General features: G+C 68.0%; 22 protein-coding genes and 2 pseudogenes. 13 read left to right on the plus strand and 11 right to left on the minus strand.

The features are described 5' to 3' along the window. Positions 1-67 precede the first annotated feature (67 nt). Together ABZ552_RS22490 and ABZ552_RS22495 are read left to right on the plus strand one after the other, a co-directional pair. Positions 68-622, plus strand: coding sequence for a flavin reductase family protein (locus ABZ552_RS22490; protein ID WP_281880292.1), 555 nt, complete (start codon positions 68-70; stop codon positions 620-622). 342 nt (positions 623-964) lie between these two features. Further along, positions 965-1831 carry an alpha/beta fold hydrolase gene (locus tag ABZ552_RS22495; RefSeq protein ID WP_281880295.1) on the plus strand — a complete coding sequence of 289 codons (867 nt, stop codon included), beginning with the start codon at positions 965-967 and terminating at the stop codon, positions 1829-1831. On the opposite strand, the gene ABZ552_RS22500 is transcribed toward ABZ552_RS22495, so the two are convergent. Together ABZ552_RS22500 and ABZ552_RS22505 are read right to left on the minus strand one after the other, a co-directional pair. Beyond that, positions 1828-2523 carry a Dabb family protein gene (locus ABZ552_RS22500; protein WP_281880296.1) on the minus strand — a complete coding sequence of 232 codons (696 nt, stop codon included), beginning with the start codon at positions 2521-2523 and terminating at the stop codon, positions 1828-1830. The two genes, ABZ552_RS22495 and ABZ552_RS22500, sit on opposite strands and share 4 nt — an antisense overlap. Then, the gene (locus tag ABZ552_RS22505; protein WP_039798577.1) at positions 2516-2863 is read right to left on the minus strand and encodes a hypothetical protein; all 348 of its coding nucleotides are present in this window, start codon (positions 2861-2863) and stop codon (positions 2516-2518) included. The genes ABZ552_RS22500 and ABZ552_RS22505 overlap by 8 nt, the downstream gene beginning before the upstream one ends. Before the next feature lie 164 nt (positions 2864-3027). On the opposite strand from ABZ552_RS22505, the gene ABZ552_RS22510 reads away from it, so the two are divergent. After that, entirely contained in the window at positions 3028-3633 is a 606-nt protein-coding gene (locus ABZ552_RS22510; RefSeq protein ID WP_281880976.1) for a helix-turn-helix transcriptional regulator, read from the plus strand. A 32-nt stretch (positions 3634-3665) separates the two neighbouring features. On the opposite strand, the gene ABZ552_RS22515 is transcribed toward ABZ552_RS22510, so the two are convergent. The 3 genes from ABZ552_RS22515 to ABZ552_RS22525 form a co-directional block, all read right to left on the minus strand. Further along, entirely contained in the window at positions 3666-4442 is a 777-nt protein-coding gene (locus tag ABZ552_RS22515; RefSeq protein ID WP_281918407.1) for an IclR family transcriptional regulator, read from the minus strand. Between the two features lie 91 nt (positions 4443-4533). Next, positions 4534-5769 (minus strand): NADH:flavin oxidoreductase, encoded by a 1236-nt coding sequence (locus ABZ552_RS22520; RefSeq protein ID WP_281918408.1) that lies wholly within the window; start codon positions 5767-5769, stop codon positions 4534-4536. Further along, a complete protein-coding gene (locus ABZ552_RS22525) occupies positions 5766-6425 on the minus strand; it encodes a TetR/AcrR family transcriptional regulator (protein ID WP_281918409.1) in 660 nt (219 codons plus the stop codon). Before ABZ552_RS22525 ends, ABZ552_RS22520 begins: the two co-directional genes overlap by 4 nt. A gap of 88 nt (positions 6426-6513) precedes the next feature. On the opposite strand from ABZ552_RS22525, the gene ABZ552_RS22530 reads away from it, so the two are divergent. The 4 genes from ABZ552_RS22530 (at position 6514) to ABZ552_RS22545 (ending at position 12341) form a co-directional block, all read left to right on the plus strand. Then, entirely contained in the window at positions 6514-7365 is an 852-nt protein-coding gene (locus tag ABZ552_RS22530) for an SDR family oxidoreductase (RefSeq protein ID WP_281918410.1), read from the plus strand. A gap of 185 nt (positions 7366-7550) precedes the next feature. Then, on the plus strand, positions 7551-8795 hold the full coding sequence (locus ABZ552_RS22535) for an ABC transporter substrate-binding protein (RefSeq protein ID WP_281880302.1): 1245 nt from the start codon (positions 7551-7553) through the stop codon (positions 8793-8795). A 37-nt stretch (positions 8796-8832) separates the two neighbouring features. After that, a complete protein-coding gene (locus ABZ552_RS22540; protein ID WP_357439520.1) occupies positions 8833-11613 on the plus strand; it encodes a branched-chain amino acid ABC transporter permease/ATP-binding protein in 2781 nt (926 codons plus the stop codon). Continuing rightward, positions 11610-12341 carry an ABC transporter ATP-binding protein gene (locus tag ABZ552_RS22545; RefSeq protein WP_281880305.1) on the plus strand — a complete coding sequence of 244 codons (732 nt, stop codon included), beginning with the start codon at positions 11610-11612 and terminating at the stop codon, positions 12339-12341. Before ABZ552_RS22540 ends, ABZ552_RS22545 begins: the two co-directional genes overlap by 4 nt. A gap of 64 nt (positions 12342-12405) precedes the next feature. Here the strand turns inward: ABZ552_RS22545 and ABZ552_RS22550 are convergent, their stop codons facing one another. Next, the gene (locus tag ABZ552_RS22550) at positions 12406-12921 is read right to left on the minus strand and encodes a nuclear transport factor 2 family protein (protein WP_281918412.1); all 516 of its coding nucleotides are present in this window, start codon (positions 12919-12921) and stop codon (positions 12406-12408) included. A 151-nt stretch (positions 12922-13072) separates the two neighbouring features. On the opposite strand from ABZ552_RS22550, the gene ABZ552_RS22555 reads away from it, so the two are divergent. Then, complete coding sequence (locus tag ABZ552_RS22555) at positions 13073-14770, plus strand: 3-ketosteroid-delta-1-dehydrogenase (protein WP_281918413.1); 1698 nt, start codon at positions 13073-13075, stop codon at positions 14768-14770. Positions 14771-15240: 470 nt separating this feature from the next. On the opposite strand, the gene ABZ552_RS22560 is transcribed toward ABZ552_RS22555, so the two are convergent. Then, the gene (locus tag ABZ552_RS22560) at positions 15241-16047 is read right to left on the minus strand and encodes an SDR family NAD(P)-dependent oxidoreductase (RefSeq protein ID WP_281880308.1); all 807 of its coding nucleotides are present in this window, start codon (positions 16045-16047) and stop codon (positions 15241-15243) included. A gap of 264 nt (positions 16048-16311) precedes the next feature. Here ABZ552_RS22560 and ABZ552_RS22565 point away from each other — a divergent pair. From ABZ552_RS22565 to ABZ552_RS22575, 3 genes and pseudogenes are all read left to right on the plus strand, one after another. Then, positions 16312-17873 (plus strand): annotated as a pseudogene (locus tag ABZ552_RS22565) (FAD-binding protein). Between the two features lie 186 nt (positions 17874-18059). After that, on the plus strand, positions 18060-19223 hold the full coding sequence (gene hsaA, locus ABZ552_RS22570; RefSeq protein WP_281918414.1) for a 3-hydroxy-9,10-secoandrosta-1,3,5(10)-triene-9,17-dione monooxygenase oxygenase subunit: 1164 nt from the start codon (positions 18060-18062) through the stop codon (positions 19221-19223). An 8-nt stretch (positions 19224-19231) separates the two neighbouring features. Further along, a complete protein-coding gene (locus tag ABZ552_RS22575) occupies positions 19232-19705 on the plus strand; it encodes a VOC family protein (protein WP_281880313.1) in 474 nt (157 codons plus the stop codon). Positions 19706-19875: 170 nt separating this feature from the next. Here ABZ552_RS22575 and ABZ552_RS22580 read toward each other — a convergent pair whose 3' ends face one another. Together ABZ552_RS22580 and ABZ552_RS22585 are read right to left on the minus strand one after the other, a co-directional pair. Beyond that, positions 19876-20157 (minus strand): ferredoxin, encoded by a 282-nt coding sequence (locus ABZ552_RS22580; protein ID WP_281918415.1) that lies wholly within the window; start codon positions 20155-20157, stop codon positions 19876-19878. Then, a complete protein-coding gene (locus ABZ552_RS22585; protein ID WP_281880317.1) occupies positions 20157-21326 on the minus strand; it encodes a Rieske 2Fe-2S domain-containing protein in 1170 nt (389 codons plus the stop codon). Before ABZ552_RS22585 ends, ABZ552_RS22580 begins: the two co-directional genes overlap by 1 nt. Before the next feature lie 228 nt (positions 21327-21554). Here ABZ552_RS22585 and ABZ552_RS22590 point away from each other — a divergent pair, with 228 nt between their 5' ends. Beyond that, positions 21555-22304: an SDR family NAD(P)-dependent oxidoreductase gene (locus ABZ552_RS22590; RefSeq protein ID WP_281880318.1), complete on the plus strand. Its 750-nt coding sequence runs from the start codon at positions 21555-21557 to the stop codon at positions 22302-22304. Positions 22305-22448: 144 nt separating this feature from the next. Continuing rightward, complete coding sequence (locus tag ABZ552_RS22595; protein WP_281918416.1) at positions 22449-22952, plus strand: thioesterase family protein; 504 nt, start codon at positions 22449-22451, stop codon at positions 22950-22952. Between the two features lie 27 nt (positions 22953-22979). Here the strand turns inward: ABZ552_RS22595 and ABZ552_RS22600 are convergent, their stop codons facing one another. Continuing rightward, positions 22980-23600 carry a TetR/AcrR family transcriptional regulator gene (locus tag ABZ552_RS22600; protein ID WP_281880321.1) on the minus strand — a complete coding sequence of 207 codons (621 nt, stop codon included), beginning with the start codon at positions 23598-23600 and terminating at the stop codon, positions 22980-22982. Positions 23601-23853: 253 nt separating this feature from the next. Further along, positions 23854-25216, minus strand: a pseudogene (locus tag ABZ552_RS22605) (MFS transporter). Positions 25217-25249: the final 33 nt, after the last annotated feature.

Below are 25249 nucleotides of genomic sequence, written 5' to 3' on the forward strand. Positions count from 1 at the left end.
CCGGCCCCGATGTAGTGCCGGCCGATACCGTCACGGCGTGTGTCCATCAACCCATGAGGAGCAGGGGATGACATCCATCGGCATCGACCGCGAGGCGCCCCGGGACACGGGTGGAACGGATCTTCCGGAGCTGGATCCGGCTCTGATGCGCACTGTCCTGGGGCACTTCGCCACCGGCGTTGTCGCGATCACGGGCATCGATCCGCACAACGGGGCGCCGACGGGCCTGGCCGCGAACTCGTTCACCTCGGTGTCGCTGGATCCGCCGCTCATCGCCTTCTGTGTAGCCGCGACCAGCACTTCGTGGCCCCGGGTGCGGGCGGCGGGCCGCTATGCGGTCAACATCCTGTCCGAGGCTCAGGAGCCGGTGTGCCGGCAGCTGGCCACCCGCGGCGCCGACAAGTTCCAGGGCATCGAATGGCAGCCGTCGCCGGCGGGGGCGCCGATTCTCGCGGATTGCCTGGCTTGGATCGAAGCCGAGCTGGAGGCCGAGCATGCCGCGGGCGACCACACGATCGTGGTATCCCGGGTGCGGCACCTGTACGCCTCCGACTCGGCTCCGCTGATCTTCTTCCGCGGCCGCTACGGCAGTGTCGGCCCGAGCGCTGGTAGACCGCGATGACGATGCGCCCGCTGGATTGCGAGCGCTGCGGCCAGCGTGTCCTGATCGAGAAATTCAGTCCCGCACACACTTCGGTCCAGTGGACCGGTGACGCGGGCCGTTGCCCTGTGATCGCGGCCCAGCATCGGGGAGTCGGTCACCAGGAGCGCGGGTGCGACGCGCTGCACCGCAGCATCGATCGGGCGGTACGGGCGCAGGAACTGCCCGAGTCCCGTATACAGCTCCCCACCGGCGACGCTATTCCACGCCTGCACTGAGCAGGGGCGCGACCAGCTCGAAAGGGTGTGCCGCTCACCGGGAACGCTGCCGGACAGTCTGTCTCGGCGGTGGCAGGCTCAGGCCATGAGTACCTCAGTCGAATCCCGAGTAGTTCCCGAGTTGCGTGAACTGCCCACCGAGCACGGCGTCCTGCGTTACCGCGAGATCGGTGACGGTCCGCCCCTGCTGCTGTTGCACGGCTCCGGTCCCGGGGTGACGGGATGGCGCAACTTCGGAGCCAATGTCCCGGTTTTCGCGCAGCACTACCGCACACTGGTGCTGGAGTTTCCCGGTTTCGGGGTCAGCGACGATTTCGGCGCCCCACACCCCATGATGTCCGCGCAACAGGCGGTCGGCGCCTTCCTGGACGGGCTGGACTTGGACCGCGTGCGCGTCGTCGGAAACTCCATGGGCGGGTTCGTCGCTACGGATTTCGCCCTCGCGAACCCCGACCGGGTCGATCGGCTGGTCACCATCGGCGGGATCGGAACGCCCGTCTTCAGCGCCCAGCCGGGGGAGGGGATCGTGCGGCTGAGCGAGTTCGTCGAGAACCCCACTCGTGAAGCGCTGACAGCTTGGCTGCACTCGATGGTGTACGACTCGGCTCTGGTGACGGAGGAACTGATCGAGGAGCGCTGGCAGCAGGCGACAGATCCGGCGACCCTGGAGAATTCGCGGCGCATGTACGGCAAGGCCGCCTTGGCCCGGATGGCCGAGGCGGGCCGCAACGCCGACACCGTCCCGGGGTGGGCGAAGCTGGGCCGGATCACGGTCCCGGTGCTGGTGACCTGGGGCCGGGACGATCGGGTGAGCCCGGTCGACATGGCCCTGCTGCCGATGCGCACCCTGCGCAACGGCGAGGTGCACATCTTCCCCAACTGCGGGCACTGGGTGATGATCGAGCAGAAGCAGGCATGGGAGGCCACCGTCCTGGCCTTCCTCGGTCGTTAGCCTTCGCCCGCGGCCGGCGGCATCACCGGCGCCGCGTCGATGACCGGCGCCGGGATCGCGCAGAAGCTGTGGCAGACCCGGTCCTTGATGATCTGCTCGGGGCACTCCGGATCGAACCATCGGTCCACATGCCCCCAGTGGATCGGGTGATTCATATAGGGCCCGAGCAGGGCGTCGACATCGGCGTACTCCTGCTCCCACACGTGCGTCCACTGCGACATCCCGGTGGCGCGCCGCACCGGGCTCAGCTGCCAGGCCAGTATGGCGGGGATGTGGCGGGGCATCTGCAGCGTGGCGTGCTCGAACCGGCGGATCTCCGCCGGGTCTGCCGCGGCGTCCACGCGTAGCAGCAGCGTCCGGTATACCCGCGGCGGGCGTGATGTCCACCGCCGTCCCGCGCGCCCGTCCGCAGGCGACCCGCCCACATACTCCACTCCGTCGATGTGCCCGATCGTGGGCACGGACATCGCCTCGTCGATCGCGGCGCGGCTGCGTCTCCACCGGGTTTCCGATGGGAACTGGAAGTGGGCGAGGACATCTCCGCCATTGCGCGCTCCCGGCAGGGTGCGAATGACCAGCGACTGCCGTGCGCCGGCCGATTCGGCCGCGGCGGTGATGCGTTTGATCGTCACCTCTGTGACCATGTCGTCGCCGGGATCGGTCAGGTGCAGCAAGCGGGTCACCTTATACATCGCAAAGTCCTTCCACGTCCTCGGAACGGCTCGCCATCGACCGGGTGCGCTCGACGATCATCGGCGCCATCGATTCCCACCACTGCGCCGGGGCGGGATCGTGGCGCGCCCGGACCGCGGCCGCCCACCAGGCCGCCGTGCCCGACACGGTCCAAGTCGCGGTGACCGTGTTCGTCTCGTCCTCGATCCAGGCCGGCGGGCTCACCAGGATTCGCTCCAGCGTCAATCCGCGTTCTCGTGCCGCGGGGGCGTACTCGTCGAGATAGGCGTCGATGAACGCCCGTGCGCTGCCGGGTCGGAGCACGACTCGGTCGATGATGTAAAGGGCTGGGTCGTCCATGGAACCGAACGTAGGCGCTGCCCCGGAACCCGGCGGCTCGTCATCCCGGTGGCCGGGAGCCGCTGGCTCCGAATACTGTTCAACGGCTTGTAAGCTGCACAATCGTGCCAGCCGACGTCGATTCCTACCCCAACCTGCCCGCGACCAGCTGGGCCGTTCTGGGCATGTTGTCCTTCGGTGAGGAACTGACCGGCAACGATCTGAAGAAGTGGGCGGACTGGAGCATCGGCTTCTTCTATTGGAGCCCGTCGGTCAGTCAGGTCTACGCCGAGCTGAAGAAGCTCGAGGAGCTCGAGTTGGTGCGGTCCCGCCTGGTGACCGACGAAGGGGTGCGCGGGCGGCGGTTGTACGGCATCACCGATACGGGGTTGCGCGCGCTGCGGAACTGGTCTCGGAACGCCGGGGTGGACATGCCGGTGCTCAAACACGGTGTGATGCTGCGCCTGTGGATGGGTCACCTGCACGACCCCGAGCACCTGAAGCGGATCGTGCGGACGCACATCGACAACTTGCGCGAGCAGGCGAACCGGGCCGCCGTGCACGCCGACCGGTCGGAGCCGGAGCCGGGGTGGGCGTTCACCGAGATGAGTCTGCGGTGGGCGCAGCGTCATTTCGAGGCAGAGATCGCGCTGGCCGAACAGTTGCTGGCCGATATCGACGAGGCGGCCGCGCGTTATCGTGAGCTGGCCGTCCGCGACGAGAACGATCTTCCGGTTCCCCGTCATCCTGGGGTCTGGCGCACGGTAGGGGAGGATTCCGCGAAAAGCTGAATTCCGGTTCGCGGTGGCTGAGCTCCTGGTGCTCAGCCTTCGGCGAGCACGCTGGGGGCGGTCGGCAGTGACCGCAGGATGTTGCGGCGCTGCAGCGTGGGGGTGACTCTGCCGCCGGCGGTCATACTGCGCCAGATGGCATGTGCGGCAAGCTGGACCGGGGCGGTCATCCGGCTGTCGAAGCTCATCCGGCTGAGCGGTCCGCAGATCGACACGGCGGTCGTCGCCTCACCGACCGGCCCGATCGGTGCGGCGATACAGCCGAATCCGTGCAGCGCGCCGTTGCGTTCGACGGCGTATCCGAGTTCCCGGGTGAGCGCGCTGCCGGGCTCGTCTCGGCCGGCGTAGGCGAGCAGGACCTTGCCGAGCGCCGACTTCGAGGCAGGCAACCTGCCTCCGACACGGGTCGGCACGTGGGCGGCAAGGCGTCCGCCGATCTTGTCCAGGTACACGACGTCGTCCCCATCGAGCACCGCCAGATGCACGACCATGCCGGTGGCTCGATAGAGGTGCTGCAGGTGCTCGCCGGAGGCCGCGTGCACCCGGTCTTGATGGACGGCGAGCGACCCGAGCTCGACGAGACGTATACCGAGGCTGTAGTTGCGACCCTCCCGCCGAAGCCACCGCAGCTGGACCAACCGGTCCAGCATCCGGTGGGCGGAGGAGCGCGGCAGGCCGGTACGGGAGACGACCTCCGTCAGGCCGAGGCTGTCGCGTCCGTCGAACGCGTCGAGGACGAGCGACAGCCGGTCGAGAAGGGCGCTGGGGGTAGTCGCCTCACTGGGCCGCATGTCCTGCGCGATCGTCATGCGCTGACTCCTTTGTCACTATCACCAGTGCTCTGACGTGGCTATTTCTATTAGGAAATCCTGCCACACCGCCCTTGATATGTGAAGCGGATCACGAAGGAAGGTCAAGTGGCGCCCTGGTACCGGCTCCCCGTCGATCGGTTGCCAGTGGGCACCGCGTGCCGGTGAAGATGCTGGCCGCACACAGGTTGCAGTGGATGCACAGCGATTTCTTCGACGACTCCGACTGGATACGGTTGATCAGATCCGGCTCGCGGAGCAGGGCGCGGGCCATGGCCACGAACTCGAACCCGTCGTCCATCGCGGCGTTCATTCCCGCGAGATCGGTGATGCCGCCGAGTAGCACGAGTGGCATATCGAGTTCGTCGCGGAACTGGCGTGCGTAGTCGTGGAAGTAGAGCGGTTCGTAGGGATAGTTCCGGAATACCATCTTCCCGAATAGCTTCATGCCCAGCTTGACCAGGCCGCGCTGGGTCTCGGCCATCTCACGCACCGGCACGTCACCCCGGAACAGGTACATCGGATTCAGCAGTGAGGAGCCGCCGGTGAGTTCCAGCGCGTCGACATAACCGTCGCGCTCGATCATCTGCGCGACGGCAAGGGATTCGTCGAGCCACAGGCCGCCGGGGACGCCGTCGGCCATGTTCATCTTCGCCAGTACCGCGATTCGCCCGTCGGCGGCCTCGCCGACCGCCCGCAGGATGTGTCGGGCGAACCGCGCTCTATTGGCGAGCGAGCCGCCCCATTCGTCCTTGCGGCGGTTGATGTTCGGGCTGAGGAACGAGCTGGCCAGGTAGTTGTGCCCGAGGTGGACCTCCACCGCGTCGAATCCCGTTTCGATCGCGTGCCGGGTGGCCTGGGCGTGGGCGTCGATGATCCGGTGGATGTCGTCCTCGGTGGCGGCCCGGTCGAGGCTCATCGACAACGGGTTGGGCCGAGTCGACGGGGCGAGGGACGGCAGGCCGGTGGAACGCGAGTTGGCAACCGGCCCTGCGTGTCCGATCTGTGCCGAGATCGCGGCACCGGTGGCGTGTACGGCGTCGGTGAGCTTGCGCAGACCTGGCAGTGCCTCGGGCCGCCAATAGATCTGGTCTCTTTCGGTGCGCCCTTCGGGTGACACGGCAAGGTAGGCGACCGTCGTCATGCCGACCCCGCCCTCGCCGACCGCGACGTGGAAGTCGATCAGCGCGTCGGTGACCAAAGCGTCGGTCGTTACTCCCTCGAAAGTCGCGGACTTGATGATCCGGTTGCGCAACCGCACCGGACCGAGCGAGGCGGGTGCGAGAGGATCCGGCCGGGCGGATGGGGTGGCGGAGGAGGCGGTCATGGGGAAACTCCCTGTGTGGGTTGGGATTTCTGGGGCGCAAGTCGGTCGTGCGGGATCGTCACGGGCGCGTGGATGTCCATCCACCGCAGCATCTCCTCGACCGCGTCGGCGCAGTCGCCGTGGGCGCCGGCGTCGGCCCACTCGATCAAGGCGGCGAAAGCCGCCGCCTGATACGCGGTGGCCAGCGCTCGGCAGATGGCTGCGGGGGCATCAGGGAGCCGACTCGCGATATAGCGCGCCAGCGTCTCGATCCAGGGGCGGTAGGCCAGCGGTGCGGTGGCGGCGAGTTCGGGCTCGGAGGAGATCAGGCGCAGCCAGTCGGGCGCGACGCGCCGGACCCGAGGTTCATGCGAGACCGACTCGACGATGGCGGAGCGGATGACGAGCGAGAGCTCACCGGCGCGGGGGGCGTTGTCGAGGGCGTCTTGTAGCCGCGCCGTCGCCGGTTCCACGCCGAGCCAGGCGATTTCCGACCGCGACGAGAAGTGACGCAACAAGGTCCGTGTGCTGATTCCCGTGGCGCGCGCGAGATCGCTCCAGCTCGTCGAAGCGTAGCCGCGTTCGGACCACAGGCGCAGCGCGCTTTCGGCGACGGCCGAGCTGTCCAGTACCGAGGGTCGGCCGCGTCCACGAGAAACGGAGATCTGATCGGTCACTGCGACAGCCCACCATTTTTGGCGAAGTGTGTCAATATTGCGCCGCAGTCGATCGTCGATGCTGGAACAGCGGAAAGCAGGTGCTCTGGTGGGTGTTTATGTCGTTACCGGGTCGGCCTCCGGGATGGGACGAGCCGTGGTGGACAAGTTGCGCGGCAGTGGGCACACCGTGGTCGGAGTCGATCTCCGGGACGCCGAGATCGTCGCCGACCTGTCCACCGTGCAGGGGCGGCGCGCGGCCGTCGATGGTGTACTCGCCGTGGTGGACGGGCGGTTGGACGGCGCCGTTCTCGCGGCGGGAGTCGGCCCAGTTCCCGGCGCAGAACGGCCGCGGCTCATCTACGAGGTGAACTATCGCGGGGTGGTGGAGTTGCTCGAGGGCTGGCGGTCGGCGCTGGCCGCGGCGACCGAGGCCAAGGTGGTCGTTTTCGGCAGCAACGCGACCACCACGACGCCCGCGGTGCCCAGCCGGGCGATCCGCTCGCTGTTGGCCGGCGACGTCGACACAGCATTACGAGCGATCCGCATCTTCGGCAAGAACGCGCCCGCCCTCGCCTACGCGGCCTCCAAGATCGCGGTGACTCGCTGGGTGCGGCGCCACGCTGTGACAGCCGGGTGGGCGGGTGCGGGAATCCGGCTCAATGTGCTGGCTCCGGGCGCCGTGCTGACCCCGCTACTGGAGCAGCAACTCGCCACGCCCGCCGAAGCCGAGGCGATCCGCCGGTTCCCGGTACCGATCGGCGGATTCGGCGACGCGGGCGATCTCGCCGAGTGGGCTGTGTTCATGCTGTCCGGCTCCGCGCGCTTCCTCTGCGGAAGCGTGGTGTTCGTCGACGGGGGTAGCGACGCGTACTTCCGGGCCGACGACTGGCCGCGCGCCGTCCCGCTGCGCAGGCTCCCCGGTTACCTGCGGCGCTTCGGCGGTTCCGGAACTCGCTGACCCGGATCCTCTTTTCCGGCGCTTCCGCCACCGATTGTCCCGGTCACCGGGAAGTGCCCTTCGGGGACGGCGGCGGAGTGCGCACATAATTCTCCGCCCACATCGGCAGTGATGTGGCTCACGCGAGGACCTTTTCGTCGGGACGACCCGGTGCGGCCTCGCCTTCGGAGAAGGAGAACCAGATCATGAGACTTGGTGGTCTGAGTCGTCACCGGCGCGCCATCGCCGGCATCGGCGCGGCAGTCCTGTTCACCGCGCTCGCGGCGACGGGCTGCGCCGGCGATGACGAGTCGAACAACAGCGCGGTGGCCGGTGCGTCGACCACGGCACTCCCGGACAAGCCGGCGACGGGCACGCCGGTGCGTATCGGCTTCGTATCGACCGAGGGCGGCGCCGTGGTGTCGCTGCCGCAGATGCGTGCGGGCGCCGAGGCCGCCGTGGCTTACCTGAACAAGAACGCGGGCGGCATCGCGGGCCACCCGATCGACCTCGTGGTGTGCAAGCAGCAGGAAGAGCCGACTTCGGCGACGAAATGCGCGAACCAGTTCGTCGAACAGAAGGTGGCCGCCGTGCTGTCTCCTGGCACCTCACAGGGCGTCACAATCCTGCCGATCGTCGCCGGTGCGGGAATTCCCTACATCACCCTCAACGGTGTCTCCCCGCAGGAGCTGACCTCGCCCGATTCCGCGGCGCTGTCCGCCGGCCTGCCCGGCACCGTGACGGCGATGGCCACCGCGGCCAAGAGCAAGGGGATGAAGACCTTCACCTTGTTCGTGAGCGACGGTGGCGGCACCGCCGCCCTGATCGAGGCGATGGGCGGTCCGATCTTCCAGGCCGTCCAGGTGGGACTGAAGGTGGTGCCGATCCCGCTCGGCGTCCCGGATCCGACGCCGCTGGTCACCTCGGGGTTGTCCGGGAAGCCGGACGGAGTCAGCGTTGTCGCCGACGCGGGCACATGCGCTTCGGTGTACAAGGCGATCCAGACCACCGACGCGAGCGTGCAGAAGGTCTACATCCCGGTCTGCCTGGACCCGATGGTCACCGAAATCATCGGAATGAACGCGGTGGCGGGCAGCATCGGTATCACCGCGACGGACTATCTGTCGGATCGGCCGGATTCGGTGCTCTACCGCTCGGTGCTGCAGACCTACGCGCCCAAGGAAACGGTGACCGGCGCGGCGTCGACCGGCTACCAGGTCGTCATGGCGGTGGCCCAGGCCATCGGCGGCATTCAGGGCGAGGTGAACGCGGCGAGCATCAAGGAGGCGCTGCGGTCGGCGAAGAGCGTGGAGATGCCCGCCGGCGGCGGCGTCACATTTGCCTGTGACGGCACCGCCGTGCCCATGATGCCGTCCATCTGTTCGCGCCAGATGCTGATCGGCGAACTCAACGATCAGGGCGTTCCGGTGAACCTCGAGGTGACCGGCTAGCCCGCCCGGCACCGGTGTACGGCCAGGGAGATCAGCCATGACTGACCATCTTTCGTATCTTGTGCTCGGCCTCGGCAACGGGGCGGTGTACGCCGCGCTCGGGCTCGCGCTCGTGATGACGTTCAAGAGTTCCGGGGTGGTGAACTTCGCGACCGGCGCGGTCGCGCTGTATGCCGCCTACACCTATGCCCTGTTGCGCAAGGGCGAGCTGATGGTCCCGATACCGGGACTGCCCGAGACGATCGATCTCGGCGGGCCGCTCGGTGTCGTTCCCGCCATGGCGATCTCCCTGGTCGCGGCTGCGGTCCTCGGGGTGCTGTGTTACGCGTTGGTGTTCCGGCCCATGCGCAGCGCCTCGGTGATCGCCAAGGCCGTCGCCTCGATCGGGCTGATGGTCGTGATCCAGGCGCTGATCGCCCAGCGGGTGGGCACGCACCTGGTCGCGGTGAAGCCGATCTTCGCGCTCGACACCTTCTCGCTGGGTGACCGGACGGTGCCCACCGACCGGGTCCTTCTGGCCGGGGCCATCGCCGGCCTTGCCCTGGTGGCCACCGTGGTCTTCCGCTACACCCGGTTCGGCGCGGCGGCCGAGGCCGCGGCGGAGTCGGAGAAAGGCGCGTACCTGACCGGGCTGTCGCCCGACCGGATCGCGTTCGCCAACTGGGCGCTGTCGTCGGTGGTCGCAGGCATGGGCGGCATCCTCATCGCGCCGTTGGTGGCGCTGAACCCGGTGGCGTACTCGCTGTTCATCGTGCCCGCGCTGGCGGCCACCCTGGTCGGCAACTTCAGCTCGATCTGGGCGACCGTGGCGGCCGGCATCGCCATCGGCGCGCTGCAGGCCGAGGCCACCAACTTGCAGGGGCTCTACGACTGGTGGCCGAGAGCGGGCACCGCCGAGGCGATCTCGCTGCTGCTGATCCTGGGCTTCCTGGTGGTGAAAGGCAGGCCGCTGCCGGACCGTGGCTCGGTGATCCGGCGAACCCTGGGCCGGGCGCCGCGGCCGGACAACGTCCTGCTCCCGGTGCTGGTGGCGGTGGCCGTCGCGGTTGTCGCGCTGCTGGCGACCTCGGGTAGTTGGCGCGCCGCGATCGTGAGCAGCATCATCTTCGCGGTGCTCGGGCTCTCCCAGGTGGTTGTCACCGGCTACGCCGGCCAAGTGTCGCTCGCCCAGCTCACCCTCGCCGGTGTGTCGGCCTACGCGCTGAGTGTGCTCAACCAGCATGTCGGCATCCCGTTCCCGTTCGCGCCTGTCGTGGCCGCGTTGCTGGCCACCGCAGTAGGCGTCGTGGTCGGCCTCCCGGCACTGCGGGTGCGTGGCCTGCCGCTGATCGTGGTAACCCTCGCGCTCGCGGTGTTCGTGGAGGCGTTCTGGTTCCGCAACCCCTCGCTCAACGGCGGCGTGCAGGGCGCGCCTATCGACACCCCGCGACTGTTCGGGATCGATCTGGGCATCGGCGCGGGCGAGGCCTACCCGCGTCCGGCCTTCGGGCTGCTGTGTCTGGTCGTGCTGACCGTCGTCGGACTCGGGGTGGCGTGGCTGCGCCGCAGCAGTCTCGGCACCGACATGCTCGCGGTGCGCGCCAACGAACGCTCCGCGGCAGCGGCGGGCATCGACGTCTCCCGCACCAAGCTGATCACCTTTGCCCTCGGGGCCTTCGTCGCCGGGCTCGGCGGCGCGTTGCTCGGATACCAGCAGACCCTGGCCACTCCTGAGCCGTTCACGGTGTTCCTGGGGATCTCCCTGTTCGCGGTCGTCTACGTCGCGGGGATCACCTCGATAACCGGCGGCATCCTGGCCGGCGTCATGGCCCCCGGTGGGATCCTTTACCTGCTGATCGATCGGTTCCTGCACATCGGCGACTACTACGCGGTGATCAGCGGCGTCCTGCTCGTCGTGACCGTCATGAGCAATCCGGACGGCATCGCGAGCAAGCTTCCTTCGATTCCGTGGCCCGCGCTGCGCCGCCGCACCGTGACCGGCGGACTCGGCCCGGACCTGCCTGCCACGGCACGGGCGGTCCCCGATCGGGACGAGCCGATCCTGTCGGTGCGCGACGTCGGCGTCACCTACGGCGCGGTGCAGGCGGCCACCGCCGTCACTTTCGACGTGCGCCCGGGTGAGATCGTCGGGCTCATCGGCCCCAACGGTGCGGGCAAGACGACGGTCATCGACGCGGTCACCGGTTTCGCCGCTGCGACCGGGACGGTGTCCCTGGCAGGCGTACCACTGGCCGGGCGCCCACCACACGCGCGCAGCCGGGCCGGACTGGGCCGCACTTTCCAGGACGTCGAGTTGTACGACGATCTGACGGTCGCCGAGAACGTCCGGGTAGGTGCGGCGCGGTCGCGATCCGAACAATCGGTCGAGCAGCGGGTCTCCCGCACGCTGGCAGTGCTCGGCATCGGCGAGCTCGCCGGACGGGAGGCCGGGCTGTTGTCGCAGGGGCAGCGTCAGCTGGTGTCGATGGCACGGGTTCTCGCCGCCGAACCCGCGGTCGCGCTGCTGGACGAGCCCGCGGCCGGCCTGGACAACGCCGAGAGCCGGTGGCTGGGCGAGAAATTGCGCGCCGTCGCCGCCGACGGCCCCGGAATCCTGCTGGTCGATCACGACATGGAGCTGGTGCTCACGGTGTGTGACCGAGTCATCGTGCTGGACCTGGGCGCCGTCATCGCCACCGGGACGCCCGAGGAGATCCGCTCCCATCCCGAGGTGCTGCGGGCCTACCTCGGCGTGCCGGCCGACACCGTCGACCTCGACCACGAAGCGGTCCCGGCGTTGCACGCCCGTCCGCTCACCACGCAGGAGGCCCCGCTGTGACCACGCTGGAATGCCGCGGTGTGACCGCGGGCTACCTGAAGGAACGCCCGTGTGTGCGCGATGTCCATCTGACTCTCGAGCAGGGCGAGATCACCTGCCTGCTCGGCCCGAACGGTGCCGGTAAGACAACTCTGCTGGAGACGCTGGCCGGGCTGCTCCCGTATACCGGCGGCGAGGTCAGGGTCAGGGGCCGGAATGTGCACAGCGGCCGCCCGCGCGACGCGGTACGGGCGGGAATGGTGCTGGTGCCCGACGATCGCGCCTTGTTCCGCCAGCTGAGTGCCCGGCAGAACCTTCTGCTGGCGATCACCGAGCGGTCGCGGCGACGCACCGGGCTGCGCCAAGTGCTGGAGTACTTCCCCGCCCTGGAGAAGCGGCTGCCGGTGGCCGCCGGGCGCCTCTCCGGCGGCGAGCAGCAGATGCTGGCCATCGCCCGAGCCATCCTGCAACGGCCCGCGGTGCTGCTCATCGATGAGCTGAGCATGGGCTTGGCCCCGGTCATCGTCAGCGAAATCCTGGATGTGCTGAAGCAACTCGCCGACACCGAGGGCACCAGCGTCCTGCTGGTGGAACAGCACGTGCACTTGGCGCTCGGCGTCGCCGACAAGGCTGTCGTCCTGGTGCACGGACAGATCGCCGACCAGGGCAGCGCGGCGGAGCTCCGCGATGACCCCGGCCGGGTCGAACGCGCTTACCTCGGCGCCGATGCGGCGGTGAGCGCGCACTGACGCTGGAACGACGGGCGAGCCACCGCGTAACGCGGTGGCTCGCTGTGGTTGTGGCAGGAACAGGTCAGGAGGTGGCAGCCGCGGCGGCCTGCTGCTTGCACCAGTCGAGTTCGTCCTCGCTCAAGGTGCCCAGTTCCATGGCGCGCTGGATCCACTTCGGGACCAGATCGACGAACTCGGCCGGGTTGTAGATGTCCTCCTCCTTGGAGAATTTCCCCTCACCGGCGTAGGTCAGGATGCTGATGTTGTCCGCGCCCATCCGCGAGCCGTCGCCCGGATCACGCATCAGGTTGTTCAGCTTCACCACAATCACCCCGTTGACCTCATCGATCAGGTGCCAGTAGTCGGGGAACGATGTCATCGCCGCGCCGGGGAACGTCGCCAGCGTCGGCTCGACCCACGCCCAGATGGCATCGCGGCCCTTCAGCACGCCGACCATCTGCTCGTGGTACTCGGCGTCGGCGGTGAACAGGTCGACGAAATCACGCCAGCTGCCTTCGCCCGCGGCCGCGCGGGCAACGGTCGAATGCCACGTTTGGTAAGCCTTTTCCAGTTCTTCTCTGCTCCAGGTGTTGCTCATGCCCGGACGCTAGCTAGCTGCTGATCCGCAGGGCAGCGGCAGTGTCCATTGAGCGGGATCTCCCGCTGAATGGAAAGTCGAGCCGGTCTCTGCGGGCATGGAACTTACCGTGAGGCGTTCCAGCCGATCTCTGAGAGTGGAGTTCTCGATCATGGCGAAGAAGCCGATGCCCCCGCTCACCATCGCCCGCGATACGACTGTCGATCTTCTCGTCGTGGGGTCTGGTACCGGCATGGCTGCCGCGCTCGCCGCGCACGAATCCGGACTGTCCGCTCTCATCGTGGAGAAGACCGCCTACGTCGGTGGCTCCACCGCGCGCTCCGGCGGTGCCTTCTGGATCCCCGGAAGCTCGATCCTGCCCGACAACGGGCCTGCCGCGCTGGCCGAGGCGCGGACGTACATCCAAGCGGTAGTGGGGGATTCCGCCCCTGCCGAGCGTGGCGAGGCGTTTCTCGAGTCCGGACCGTCGACGGTCGCGATGCTGGAGCGCACGACGCCGATGCGTTTCTTCTGGGCGCGGGGCTACTCCGATTACCACCCGGAGGAGCCCGGCGGCCGGGCTGAGGGCCGCACCTGCGAGTGCCGCCCGTTCGACGCCTCGGTGCTGGGCGCGGAGCGGCCGCGGCTACGGGCAGGCGTGATGAAGGCGTCGTTCCCGATGCCGGTGACCGGCGCGGACTACAAATGGATGAACCTGGTCGCGCGCAAACCGCTCGAGGCGTTTTCCCGCATCCTGCGTCGGGCGTCGCTGGGTATCGGCGGCATGCTGATCGGTCGTGAGTACGTGGCTGGAGGGCAGGCGCTCGCGGCCGGCCTTTTCGCGGGCGTACTGCGAGCGGGTATCCCGGTGTGGACCGAGACGAGCCTGGTACGCCTGATCCAGGACGGCGATCGAGTGACTGGTGCGGTGCTGAGTCAAGGCGGTAGGGAGATCACCGTGACCGCGCGGAGCGGCGTGGTTCTCGCCGCCGGTGGGTTCGACCATGACATGGTGGCCCGGCACAAGTTCCAGTCGCCGAAGCTCGAGGAAGACGCCAGCCTCGGCTCCGAAGGTAACACCGGTGATGCCATCGTCGCCGCGCAGGAGCTCGGCGCCGCCATCGCGCTGATGGACCAGGCGTGGTGGTTCCCCGCCTTCGCGGCATTGCCCGGCGCCGCTCCGCAGGTCATGCTCGCCGAACGCTCCTTGCCGGGCTCGTTCGTCATCGATCAGACAGGCCGCCGATTCATCAACGAGGCGACCGACTACATGTCCTTCGGTCAGGCGCTGCTGGAGCGGGAGCGGCGCGGCGACCCGGTCGAGCAGATGTGGCTGGTGTTCGACCAGCGGTACCGCAACAGCTACATCATGGCCGGCCGCGCATTCCCGAAGCAGCCGTTGCCGGAGTCCTGGTACGAGGCCGGAATCGCCTACCGGGCCGACGATCCCGCCGCACTGGCCCGAGCGATCGGTGTGCCCGAGGCCGCCCTCACCGAGACCTTCCGCGAGATCAACCGGTACGCCGAGAGCGGCACCGATCCGGATTTCGCGCGCGGCGAGAGCGCCTACGACCGCTACTACGGCGACCCGACGGTTTCCCCGAACCCGAATCTGGCGCCACTGGACACCGCGCCGTTCTACGCGGTGAAGATGGTCCTCAGCGACCTCGGTACCTGCGGTGGCGTAGTGGCCGACCGGAATGCGCGGGTGCTGCGCGAGGACGGCAGTGTCATCGAGGGCCTGTACGCCATCGGCAACACCGCCGCGAACGCTTTCGGCGCAACCTATCCCGGCGCAGGCGCCACCATCGGCCAAGGCCTCGTCTATGGCTATATCGCTGCGCGGCACGCGGCGGAACAGATGGGTTGACGACCCGCGCCGTCGCTCGGCACACCGAACGACGGCGCTCGGCGGGAGACCCGTTGCGGAGGCGCCAGCGGGCGGCCCTGATGGTCGGTGGGTGTCACCGGTGATCATGCGCGCGATATCTTCCTCGGCACCAGCAGGTTTCGGCTGGGCGACGTGGAGCCGTATCGAGATGCGTTGCTGGTCCCGTTGAGAGGATCCGGCGTTTCTTGGTGCCGCAACTGCCGAGTTCCAGTTCCACGCCGCAGTGCTGAGCCATAGTCCGGCTGTCTTCGCAGCCGCGAGGAATGACTCAGCCGCGTAACCTCAGCCCGGGGGTGAACCTTTGAGGGGCGAGGACGGATGATCGACCACGTCACTCGCGTGATGGGAATGTCGCCTTCGTGTCGGCTCCGCACGCGCAGCGTCTCGCTGAACAGCGCCTGCGAAGCCGACCCGGAAGCCAGCGAATGGTGTTGAAACAGCTACCAGGGTCACACGTGCGTGCCGCCGTCGATGCGCACCTCGGTTCCGGTGATGAAGTAGGCATCGGGGGAGCCGAGCATCGCCACGACCGCGGCGACGGAGTCGGGTCCGGCGAAGACGGCGCCGCCGGGAAGCGGCAGCGTCGGCGTGATCTTGGTGAACAGCTTGAAGTCGGCGTCGGCGGGCAGGCCGGGCCCGATGCTCTGTTTGGCCTCGCCGGTGCCGTCGGTCATTCCGGAGGAGATCGACCCCGGCTGCACACTGTTGAACCGGATGCCCTCGGCACTGAACTCCAGCGCCAACGCATGCGTCATCGCCTGGATACCGGCCTTCGACGCGGCGTAGGCGGACATGTAGGGATGCGCGAATACCGCCGAGGTGGAGCTGAAGTTGACCACCGCCGGGCCGGTGCCCGCGCGCAGCGCGGGAATCGACTCCCGGGTCACCAGGAAAGTGCCGACCAGGTTGATCCGCAACACTTGCTCGAACTCGGCCAGAGTGGTCTGCTCGAAGTGCGCCGAGCGCAATACCCCTGCCGCGTTGACCAGCGTGTCCAGCCCGCCGAGCCACCGGATCGCATCGGTGACGCCTGCGCGCACGGACTCCTCCTCACTGATGTCCACGACCACGGTGTGCAGGCGTTCGCCGGCGTCCCCGGCCTTGGCGACGGTATCCCGCAGACCGGCCGCACTGATGTCCGCGGCCACCACTCGACCTCCCTCGGCGAGAATGCGCAGCACACTGGCCTGGCCGATGCCGGAACCACCGCCGGTGACGAGGACACGGCGGCCGGTGTAGCGCTGAAGCTGGGACATGCGGTTTCTCCTGTTTCGGTGAGCGGCGGTGCCGACCGGACCGGACGGCCCGACCGTTGAGAGTGGTGCGCCGCACGGGTCCATCGGCCGACGCGTCCCGCTGAGTGGACAGCTTCCGCGCAGCCGGCTACGCCACAGCATTCTGCGGGCCCTCACCTGGTGTCTCGATGAGCGGAACGGGCCGGTCCGGGCAGTAGTGCGGCTGCCTAGCATCGGCGCACCTGGTGACGCCGCTGTCACTTGGGACGACGGGAGGCGTGACCGATGAGCTGGGTCGATTCCGCGGTGCAGTGGGACGAACGATGCGACGTCCTGGTGATCGGCTCGGGCGGCGGCGCGCTGACCGGCGCCTACACCGCCGCCCGCGAAGGTTTGCGCGTCACGGTGATCGAAGCCACGGACCGCTTCGGCGGGACGACCGCCTATTCCGGTGGCGGCATGTGGTTTCCGTGCAATCCCGTCCTGCGCCGCGCCGGGGACGACGACACGATCGAAGAGGCACTGGCTTACTTCCGCGCTGTGGTGGGCGATCGTACCCCGGCCGAACTGCAGGAGGCGTTCGTGACCGGCGGCGCTCCGCTGATCGAATATCTGGAAAACGATCCCGCCTTCGAATTCCAGGTGCTGCCGTGGCCGGACTACTTCGGTGCGGCTCCGCACGCACGGGCTGGCGGGCGTCACATCGTTCCTGCGCCGCTGCCCGCCGACGCTCTGGGCCCGCACGCCGGGACGCTGCGTCCGCCGCTCGGCACCGACCGCGGCAACGAGCCCCCACCCGCGGAGCTGATCGGCGGGCAGGCGCTCATCGGACGTATGTTGCTGGCGCTGAGCAAGCTCCCGAAGGCGGATTTGCGCCGGGATACCGCCTGCCGCGAGCTGATCCGTCTCGACGGTGCGGTGGCGGGGGCCGTCGTCGCCACGCGGCAAGGACGCCGCCGCATCCGCGCCGAACGCGGCGTGCTGATCACCGCCGGGGGTTTCGAGCGCAGCGATCGCATGCGGCGCCATTTCGGCGTGCCGGGTAGCAGTCGCGACTCGATGTCGCCCCCGCGAACCACGGTGCCGCGATCGAGGCCGCGATGGCGATCGGCGCAGATACCGATTTGATGGACCAAGCCTGGTGGGCGCCGGGACTAACTCATCCCGACGGCTCCTCCACCTTCTCGCTCTGGTTCACCGGCGGCATCTTTGTCGACGGTGCGGGCAAGCGGTTCACCAACGAATCGGCCCCCTACGACCGGGTGGCGCGCGACGTGCTGGCCCGCACGGCCGACGGCCGAATGACGCTGCCCTACTGGATGATCCACAGTGGGGAGGTGCCGCAGCCGCCCGTGCTGTTCACCGGGATTCCGCTTGCCGACCCCGAAGCTTACGAGCGGGCGGGACTCTGGCACGCCGCCGACACCCTACCGGAACTCGCGAACCGCATCGGGGTGCCGCCCGACGCTTTGGTGGAGACGGTCACCCGTTTCAACGAACTCGCGGCGGCCGGTGACGATCCGGACTTCGGACGAGGCCGCGAGCCCTACGATCGCTCGGTGCCGGGATGCTCGAACCCGTTGGTGCCCATCGAAGCAGGGCCGTTCCGGGCAGCGGCCTTCGGTCTCTCCGATCTCGGTACCAAGGGCGGTCTGCGCACCGACATCGACGGCCGGGTGCTCGACTCCGAGGGTCTTCCTATCCCCGCGCTCTACGCGGCGGGGAACTCCATGGCCGCGGTCAGCGGTACCACCTACCCCGGAGGCGGCAACCCGGTCGGAGCCTCGATGGTGTTCGCCCATCGCGCGGCCTGCCACATCGCGAAATCGGCGCGGCCGAAGACGTGAACCTCCCGGCAACCGGATCCGTCCCGCGCCGTTCCGCTGGCTGAAATTCCGTAGTCCGCAACAGGGCGCCGCGCTCTACGGTCGTCGGCGGTGCCCGGAAGTATGCGGCGATGTCGACCGGCCCGCGCAGTGACGACGGGCTCTCGCTCCGGTCCGGAGCGCCCGACAGATCAGGAGAACAACAACGTGAGCAACGAAGTACTGGACCGGGTGCGCCCCCTGCTTCCGGCTATCGCCGACCGCGCCGTCGAGGCCGACCGGCAGCGCCGGGTCCCGGCCGAGACCATCGCCGAACTGAAGGAAGCCGGCGCCTTCCGGCTGCTGCAGCCGAAGCGATACGGCGGCTATGAGTCCGATCCCAGGGAACTCTACGAGGTGGTACGCGCCCTCGCCGGCGCCTGCCCGTCCACCGGCTGGGTGACCGCCGTGGTGGGTGTGCATCCGTGGCAGATCTCGCTGTTCGACGAGCGCGCCCAGGATGAGGTCTGGAAGGACGCCCCTGATGCCCTGGTGTCCTCGTCCTATGCCCCCACCGGCAAGCTCACCGAGGTAGAGGGCGGTTACCGGCTGTCGGGTCGGTGGAGCTTCTCCTCCGGCAGCGACCACTGCCAGTGGGTGCTGCTGGGCACGTTGTGCTCGCGCGATGGTCAGGCGCCGGAGTATCTGACCGCGCTCGTCCCGCGCAGCGACTACACCGTCGACGACGTCTGGAACGTGGTCGGGTTGTCCGGCACCGGCAGCAACGACATCGTCATCGAGGACGCCTTCGTCCCGGCCCACCGTGCCTACAGTTCGTTGGAGCAGGACCAACTGCGCGGGCCCGGGCATGCTGTCAACACCGCTCCGATGTACAAGCTGCCGTTCGGCATGGTGTTCTCCTACACGATCACGCACGCGATCGTCGGTGCGGCCCAGGGCGCCTACACCGCGCATGTCGAGCGGATGAAGGAACGCGTGCGGTTGTCCTACGGCGGTCAGAAGGTCGCCGAAGACGCGTTCGCGCACGTGCGCGTCGCGCGCGCTGCCGGTGAGATCGACGCGGCGATCCTGACCTTGGACCACAACGTCGCCGAGCAGATGCGTTACGCCGACGCGGGCGAGGTAATTCCCGAGCGGTTGCGACTGCGGGCCCGTCGTGATCAGGTGCTGGGCACCGAGCGAGCCGTACACGCCGTCGAGATGCTGTTCGAGAACTCCGGCGGGCATTCCATCGCGCGCGGTAACCCGATCGAGCGGCACTGGCGCGACGTGCACGCCGGCAGCGTGCATGTCATCAACGATGTCGAGCGGGCGCTGGCGATGTTCGGCCGTGGCGAGTTCGGGGTGCCGATCAACGAGGGAATGTACTGAGGTTCGTGATGTTCTACGACCTGGCCGAACTGCATCACGTCGGAATCGTGGTCGACGACGTCGAGGCCGGTGCGGCGGCGCTGCACCGGCTCTACGGGGTGGATGTCACGGTGTTCGACGAGTCGGTGTTCACCTGCCGGATCGAGGGGGTCGCGCAGCAGACCGTGCAGCGGATGGGGCTGTCGGCCGGGCCTCCCCACGTGGAATTGCTGCGCACGATCCCGGGCTCGCCGATCTGGCAGCCCACCACCGGGATTCACCACTTGGGGTTCGTCGTCGAGGACGTCGCGACAGCCTCGGCGGAGCTGGCTCGCCGGGGTGCGCCGGTATGGATGATCGGCGGTGATGGCAGCACCGCACCGGGGGCCTGCTATCACCGCGATCCGCTGGGCCAGATCATCGAGTTGCTCGATCGGGCGACGGCCTCGCGGCTGGCCGCTCGCCGCGGTGGCTTCGGCTGGCGCTGTCCTGCTCACGAGTGAGTCACGGCCGCAACATTCAAGCGGCCGAACTCATTTGGGAGTTCTTTCCGGGCCACCCGAGGCCGTTCCCGACGCTGCTGCGGTCGCCAAGAACAGCACGGAGCCGGAACCCGCGCCACGCGGGTTCCGGCTCCGGTGTGTGCGGTGCAGGCGACCTGTCGGCTACCGGATCAGCTATTGGCGGCCCGTGTTTCCGCCTCCGCGGGAATCCGGAGTTCTCCGCAGGTCGCCGCCGCTGCGATGGCATCGCGCAGCCGACCGCAGCCCGGTAGCGACGGGCCATTGCCCACCGCGTCCCGGAGCTCGGGGCAGCGGGCGGCCGCGTCGGCGTTCCACTGCACGCTGGTCTGCTGCCAGCTGGCCTTGCGGACGAGCACGTCTGCGCCGCAGTGCTCGCACCGCACCGGCGCCATCGGCACCTCGTTCAGCCGTTCGTCGATGCGCGGCGTCATCAGGCAGAAGCCTCGGCGGAGCCGGTCTGGGCGGCCAGATCGGCGCGCGCGGCGAGATTGGCGCGGATCTCGGCCTGCCATGCCTCTACCGGGCGGGTGGTGTCCAGTTCGAACTCGAAGCGGTCCACCATTTCCGGGGTCACATCGGCGACGTCGACGTAGAACTGCTCATACCAGCGGCGCAGCTGGTAGACCGGGCCGTCCTCCTCGCACAGCAGTGGATTGTCGATGCGGGCCTTGTTCTTCCAGATCACCACGTCCTGCTCGAACCCGACCTTCACCCAGTCGCCCAGGGCGATCGCCGTCGCCATCGCCTGCTCCTCGGGCAGGTTCTGCGACTTCTTGACGATGATGCCGTACTGCAGCACGAACGAGTTCGCATCGATCGGGTAGTGGCAGTTGAGCAGCACCGTGTGATGATCGCCCTGCTCATAGTGGTATGTCAGGTCGTCGATCATGAAGGACGGCCCGTAGTACGACGCGACCGACGAAGTTCCCAGCAGTTTGGGAGCGCCTTCGGGGCCGGGCAGGTCCTCGCGCGCCCCGCTCTTGAAGTACTGCGTGGCGATATGGCCTTCGAACACGTTTTTGAAGTAGGTCGGCAGCGAACCGTGGATGTAGAAGAAGTGCGCCATGTCCACGACGTTGTCGATGATCTCGCGGCAGTTGGTGTTCACGACGGTGCGGTACCAGTGCCAGTCGGTCCACTCGTCGCTGGTCGCGCCGTCGATCCGGGGAATGGCGACGTCCGGGTCGGGCTTCTTGCCCTCCGGGTCGTTCCACACGAACAGCATTCCGTCTTGCTCGAGCGCATGCCAGGTGCGCGTCCGGGCCAGCGGCGGCACCCGGCGGCCGTAGGGGATCTCCTTGCAGCGACCGTCACCACCCCAGCGCCAGTCGTGGAAGGGGCAGGCGACGGCGTCGCCTTTGACGGTGCCCTGGCTGAGGTCGCCGCCCATGTGCCTGCAGTAGGCGTCGAGAACGTTGAGCGTGCCGTTCTCGCCGCGGAACACCACGAGTTTGGTGCCGAAAGCCTCGATGGCGTGCGGTTTGCCGTCGGCGAAATCGCGGATCAGTCCGAGGCAGTGCCAGCCGCGCGCGAAACGCGTCGGAGCCGCTGCTGCTTCGATACTGCGGACTTCCTGCGATTCCTGCTGAACCGGATTCATGTCCACCCTCCTGGGATGAGAGAACGCAAGCGAGCTTGTTGGGCCGCAATGCACGGCTGCTTGCGCTGCGAACTCGTTCTAGCAGTCGCGGTGTGGCCTCTCGGCAAGTGATTTCACTCACTGGGACGGGCGCGGCGCGGCCGGTCGTCCACTGGGCGGACGACCGGCGCCGGAGTCGGCGCACTGCGGCCCAGAATCGCCGTGGACCGTCGGCGAAGGAAGGACAGAATGAACGAGATCGCACCGATATCGCTGGACCTGAGCGACAAGGTCGTGCTCGTCACCGGAGCGGCACGTGGGCAAGGCGCGGAACACGCGCGCCGACTCTCCGCGCTGGGGGCGCGGCTGGTCCTCGGCGACCTCGACCGCGCCGAGGTCGGCGCGGTCGCCGCGGGGCTGCCGGGCTCGACGCTGGCCGTCGAACTCGACGTCCGGCGCGCCGACGCCTGGCGCACGGTCGTAGCAGAAACGTGGGAGGAGTTCGGACGGCTCGATGTCTTGGTCAACAACGCGGGCGTGGCGCCACGGGCACCGTTGCGCGAACTCACCGAGGCCGAACTGCGGTTCGTCCTCGATGTCGATCTGATCGGCGCGGTCCTCGGCATGCAGGCTGTCCTTCCCCTGATGCGCCAGCGTGGCGGGTCGATCATCAACATCGCCTCGACGGCTGGGATGACCGGCTACGAGGGCGGTCTGGCCTACGCGGCGGCCAAGTGGGGACTGCGTGGTGCCACGCGGTCGGCTGCGAAGGAATTGGGCGCGTTGGGGATTCGGGTCAACGCCATCTGCCCAGGCGCTATCGACACGGCGATGGTGTCGGACGCGACGCGAGCGGGAGGCGGCGCGGTGGCAAACCTGCCCATCGCTCGGGTCGGCCGCCCCGACGAGGTGTCGGCGCTGGTCGCCTTCCTGGCGTCGGACGCGAGCAGCTACTGCACCGGTCAGGACTTCGTGGTCGACGGCGGGCAGTTGGCGTGAGGCGGCGCTGCGGCGATTCGCGTGCGTGCTGACCACACGGTGGGACAACGCCCCCGGACCCGGACCGCCAGTTCTTTGCGAGGATGTCTCGGTGAGCGGACACACTGCCGTACCTTGCCGATCGAGTACCGCAGGATCTGGCCCATGGTGATCGAACTACCCACCGCCCCGCAGATCCGCGCAATCCCGGCTGCGCTGACCGCCACGGTCACCGAGGCGGAGACCGACGGCAACGGCCACATGAACGTGCTGCATTATCTGAACAGAAACTCCCAGGCGGCTGACGTTCTGGTGCGTGAAGCGGGTGTAGACGAGAGCTATCGGCAGGATCGGCGCCTCGGGCTGTTCACGGCCGAACACCACTTGGCCTACTACAGTGAACTGCGCGAGGGCGACTCCTTCTCGGTACACGTGCGGGTGCTGGATCGCAGTGACAAGGCCGTGCACATGATGACCTTCCTCCTCGACCGGGAGCGGGACCGCTTGTCCAACACCCTCGAGATCCTGCTCGTCCATGTCGACTTCGAGCAGCGACGTGCGACGCCGTTGCCGCGCGACATCGCCACCGCCCTCGACGGTTTCCTCGCGCAGTCGGCCGCACTCGGCTGGGACGCGCCGACCTGTGGCGCGATGCGCATCCGTCGCTGACGGCGGACAGTCGGCCGAGAGGGCGGGTCAGCGCGAGGGAGTGACGGCGTCGATTCCGGTCAACAGTATCCGCATACCGCGCGAGAGAAGCCGTTCCACCTCCTCGAAATCGCCGGAGTGGCTGGTGTCCACCCAGTGGATGTAGGCCTGGCGCATGGTCTGCATCACCAGTTGGGCGGGCAACGCTCGTAGGAAGGGATCGTTGCCGAGGTCGAAATGGCGCGCGAGGAAATCGGTGATCTCTCCGCACAACCCTTCTCCCCACTCCAGCCAGCGCAACCGGTAGGGCGGCGTGTTGATCATCAGGTCCATGAACTTGCGGTCGAACTCGAGCACCTGCCGCTGATGGACCTCGGTCGTGAAAGCGTGGGTGAGCACCTGCACGGGATCGGCGTCGTCGGGAGCCGTACGTAAGAGTTCGATGATGAGCTGTTCGCTCTGTCGGAACAACGGTGAGAGCACGTCCTCCTTCACCGGGAAATGGCGGTGGAAGGTCCGCGGCGAAATACCGACGATCGCGCAGATGGTCTCCACCGTAGGTGAGGTGCTGCCCTCGGAGATGAACAGGTCTCGCGCAGTGAGGGCGATGGCCAGACGCAATTCCTCCGCCCGGCGTTCGGTGAGGGTGGGACGAGCTGACTTTTCCACCGGGCCTCCTTTCCGCCGCGCCGACCTTCGGCGCCGTGTTCGCCGACGAAACCGACGCGTCTCCGAGTAATAGCGTCAGAATATGACGTTCTGTCACTCAGTGCCGCATCGGCGGGTTGCGGGCTCGCTTCCGGTCGAGAAGGGTAGGCCGCGCCGATCGGATCGAGGGAATCAACGGCCGGTGACAGAATGGCAACCGGCGCTGTGCCCTCTCCGTTGTATCAAGCGCAGAAATGCTGCAAGGCTTGCTATTTCATTGACCGGAACCGTCGGCCGCCACTGGGGAGGCGGGGAGCCCGGCGGAGGCGGTGACAGTATGGCGAAGGTCCTCGCCTTTGGTCTCACGAACTCGCCAGATACACAGAATGGTCACGACGCCGCAGCCCATGGCCAGCAAGACCAGGGGCGTGCTGGTCGTTCGGGAAGCGAGCAGGGCACTGGCGACGAGGGGAGTGAAGCCACCACCGAGCAACGCCGCGAATTGATAGCCCATCGTCGCGCCGGTGTAGCGGATCGAAGTGCCGAACATCTCCGAGAGCAGGGCGCCCAACGGCGCGAACATGGCGGACTGGAGAAGCTGCCCCAGCACCATGGCGGTGAACAGCAGCGGCACCGACCCGGAATCCACCAGTGCGTATACCGGCCAAGCGAGCAGCACGATGCCGATGCCGCCGCCGAGGACGACCGGCCTGCGCCCGACGCGGTCGGACAACGCCGAGAACAGGGGAATCGCGACGAGCGCGGTGCTCGAGACGAACAGCAGGCCGGTCACGGCGCTGGAGCGGGCGTAGCCGATGGAGGTGGCGTAGCTGAGCATGTAGGTGCTGAGCAGGGCGGTGAGTGCGAAGGGGCCGATCCCGATCCCGCACGCCAGCAGGAGGGTCACCGGCTGGCGGAGCGCGGCCACGAAGGGGATCGAGGGTGCGGGCGTCTGGCTGCCGGTCTGTGCGCGAAACACCGGGCTCTCGGTGACGCCTATTCGCAGATACAGTCCCGCCGCGAGCAGTGCGATGCTGGCAAGGAAGGGTATGCGCCAGCCCCACGAGAGCAAGTCCTCCGCAGGCAGCAGCGCCACCGTGGCGACGACACCGGTGGACAGCAGCGACCCGATCGGTGACCCCATCTGCATGATCCCGTTCCAGAAGCCGCGCCGATGCGGTTCGGCGTGCTCGGTGACCATCAGCGTCGCGCCGCCCCATTCGCCGCCGAGGGCCGCCCCTTGCACAACACGCAGCAGCACCAGCAACAGGGGCGCCACGATGCCGGCGGTGTGGTAGGTCGGCAGCGCGCCGATCAGGAAACTCGACGCTCCCATCAGCCCCATTGTCAAGACGAGCATGGATTTGCGGCCGATCCGGTCACCGAAGTGGCCGAAGAGGACGCCGCCGATCGGTCTGGCCACGTACCCTGCGGCGAGCGTGCCGAACGCCGCGATGGTTCCCAGCGCCGGATTCGAGGACGGGAAGAAGATTTTGTTGAATACCAGGGCGGTCATGGTGCTAGAGCAGGAAGTCGTAATACTCGATCGCGGTGCCGAGCAAGCTCGAAACGGCGATCCTGCGCAGCAGTGTGGGGTCGGGTCGCGGATCGGATTCCGGCGTGGCTGCCGAACTCATAGGAGCCTCCGTTCCCTCGGAGAGGACGATGGC

Source organism: Nocardia sp. NPDC019219, from assembly GCF_040632645.1.
GTDB lineage: Bacteria > Actinomycetota > Actinomycetes > Mycobacteriales > Mycobacteriaceae > Nocardia > Nocardia sputorum.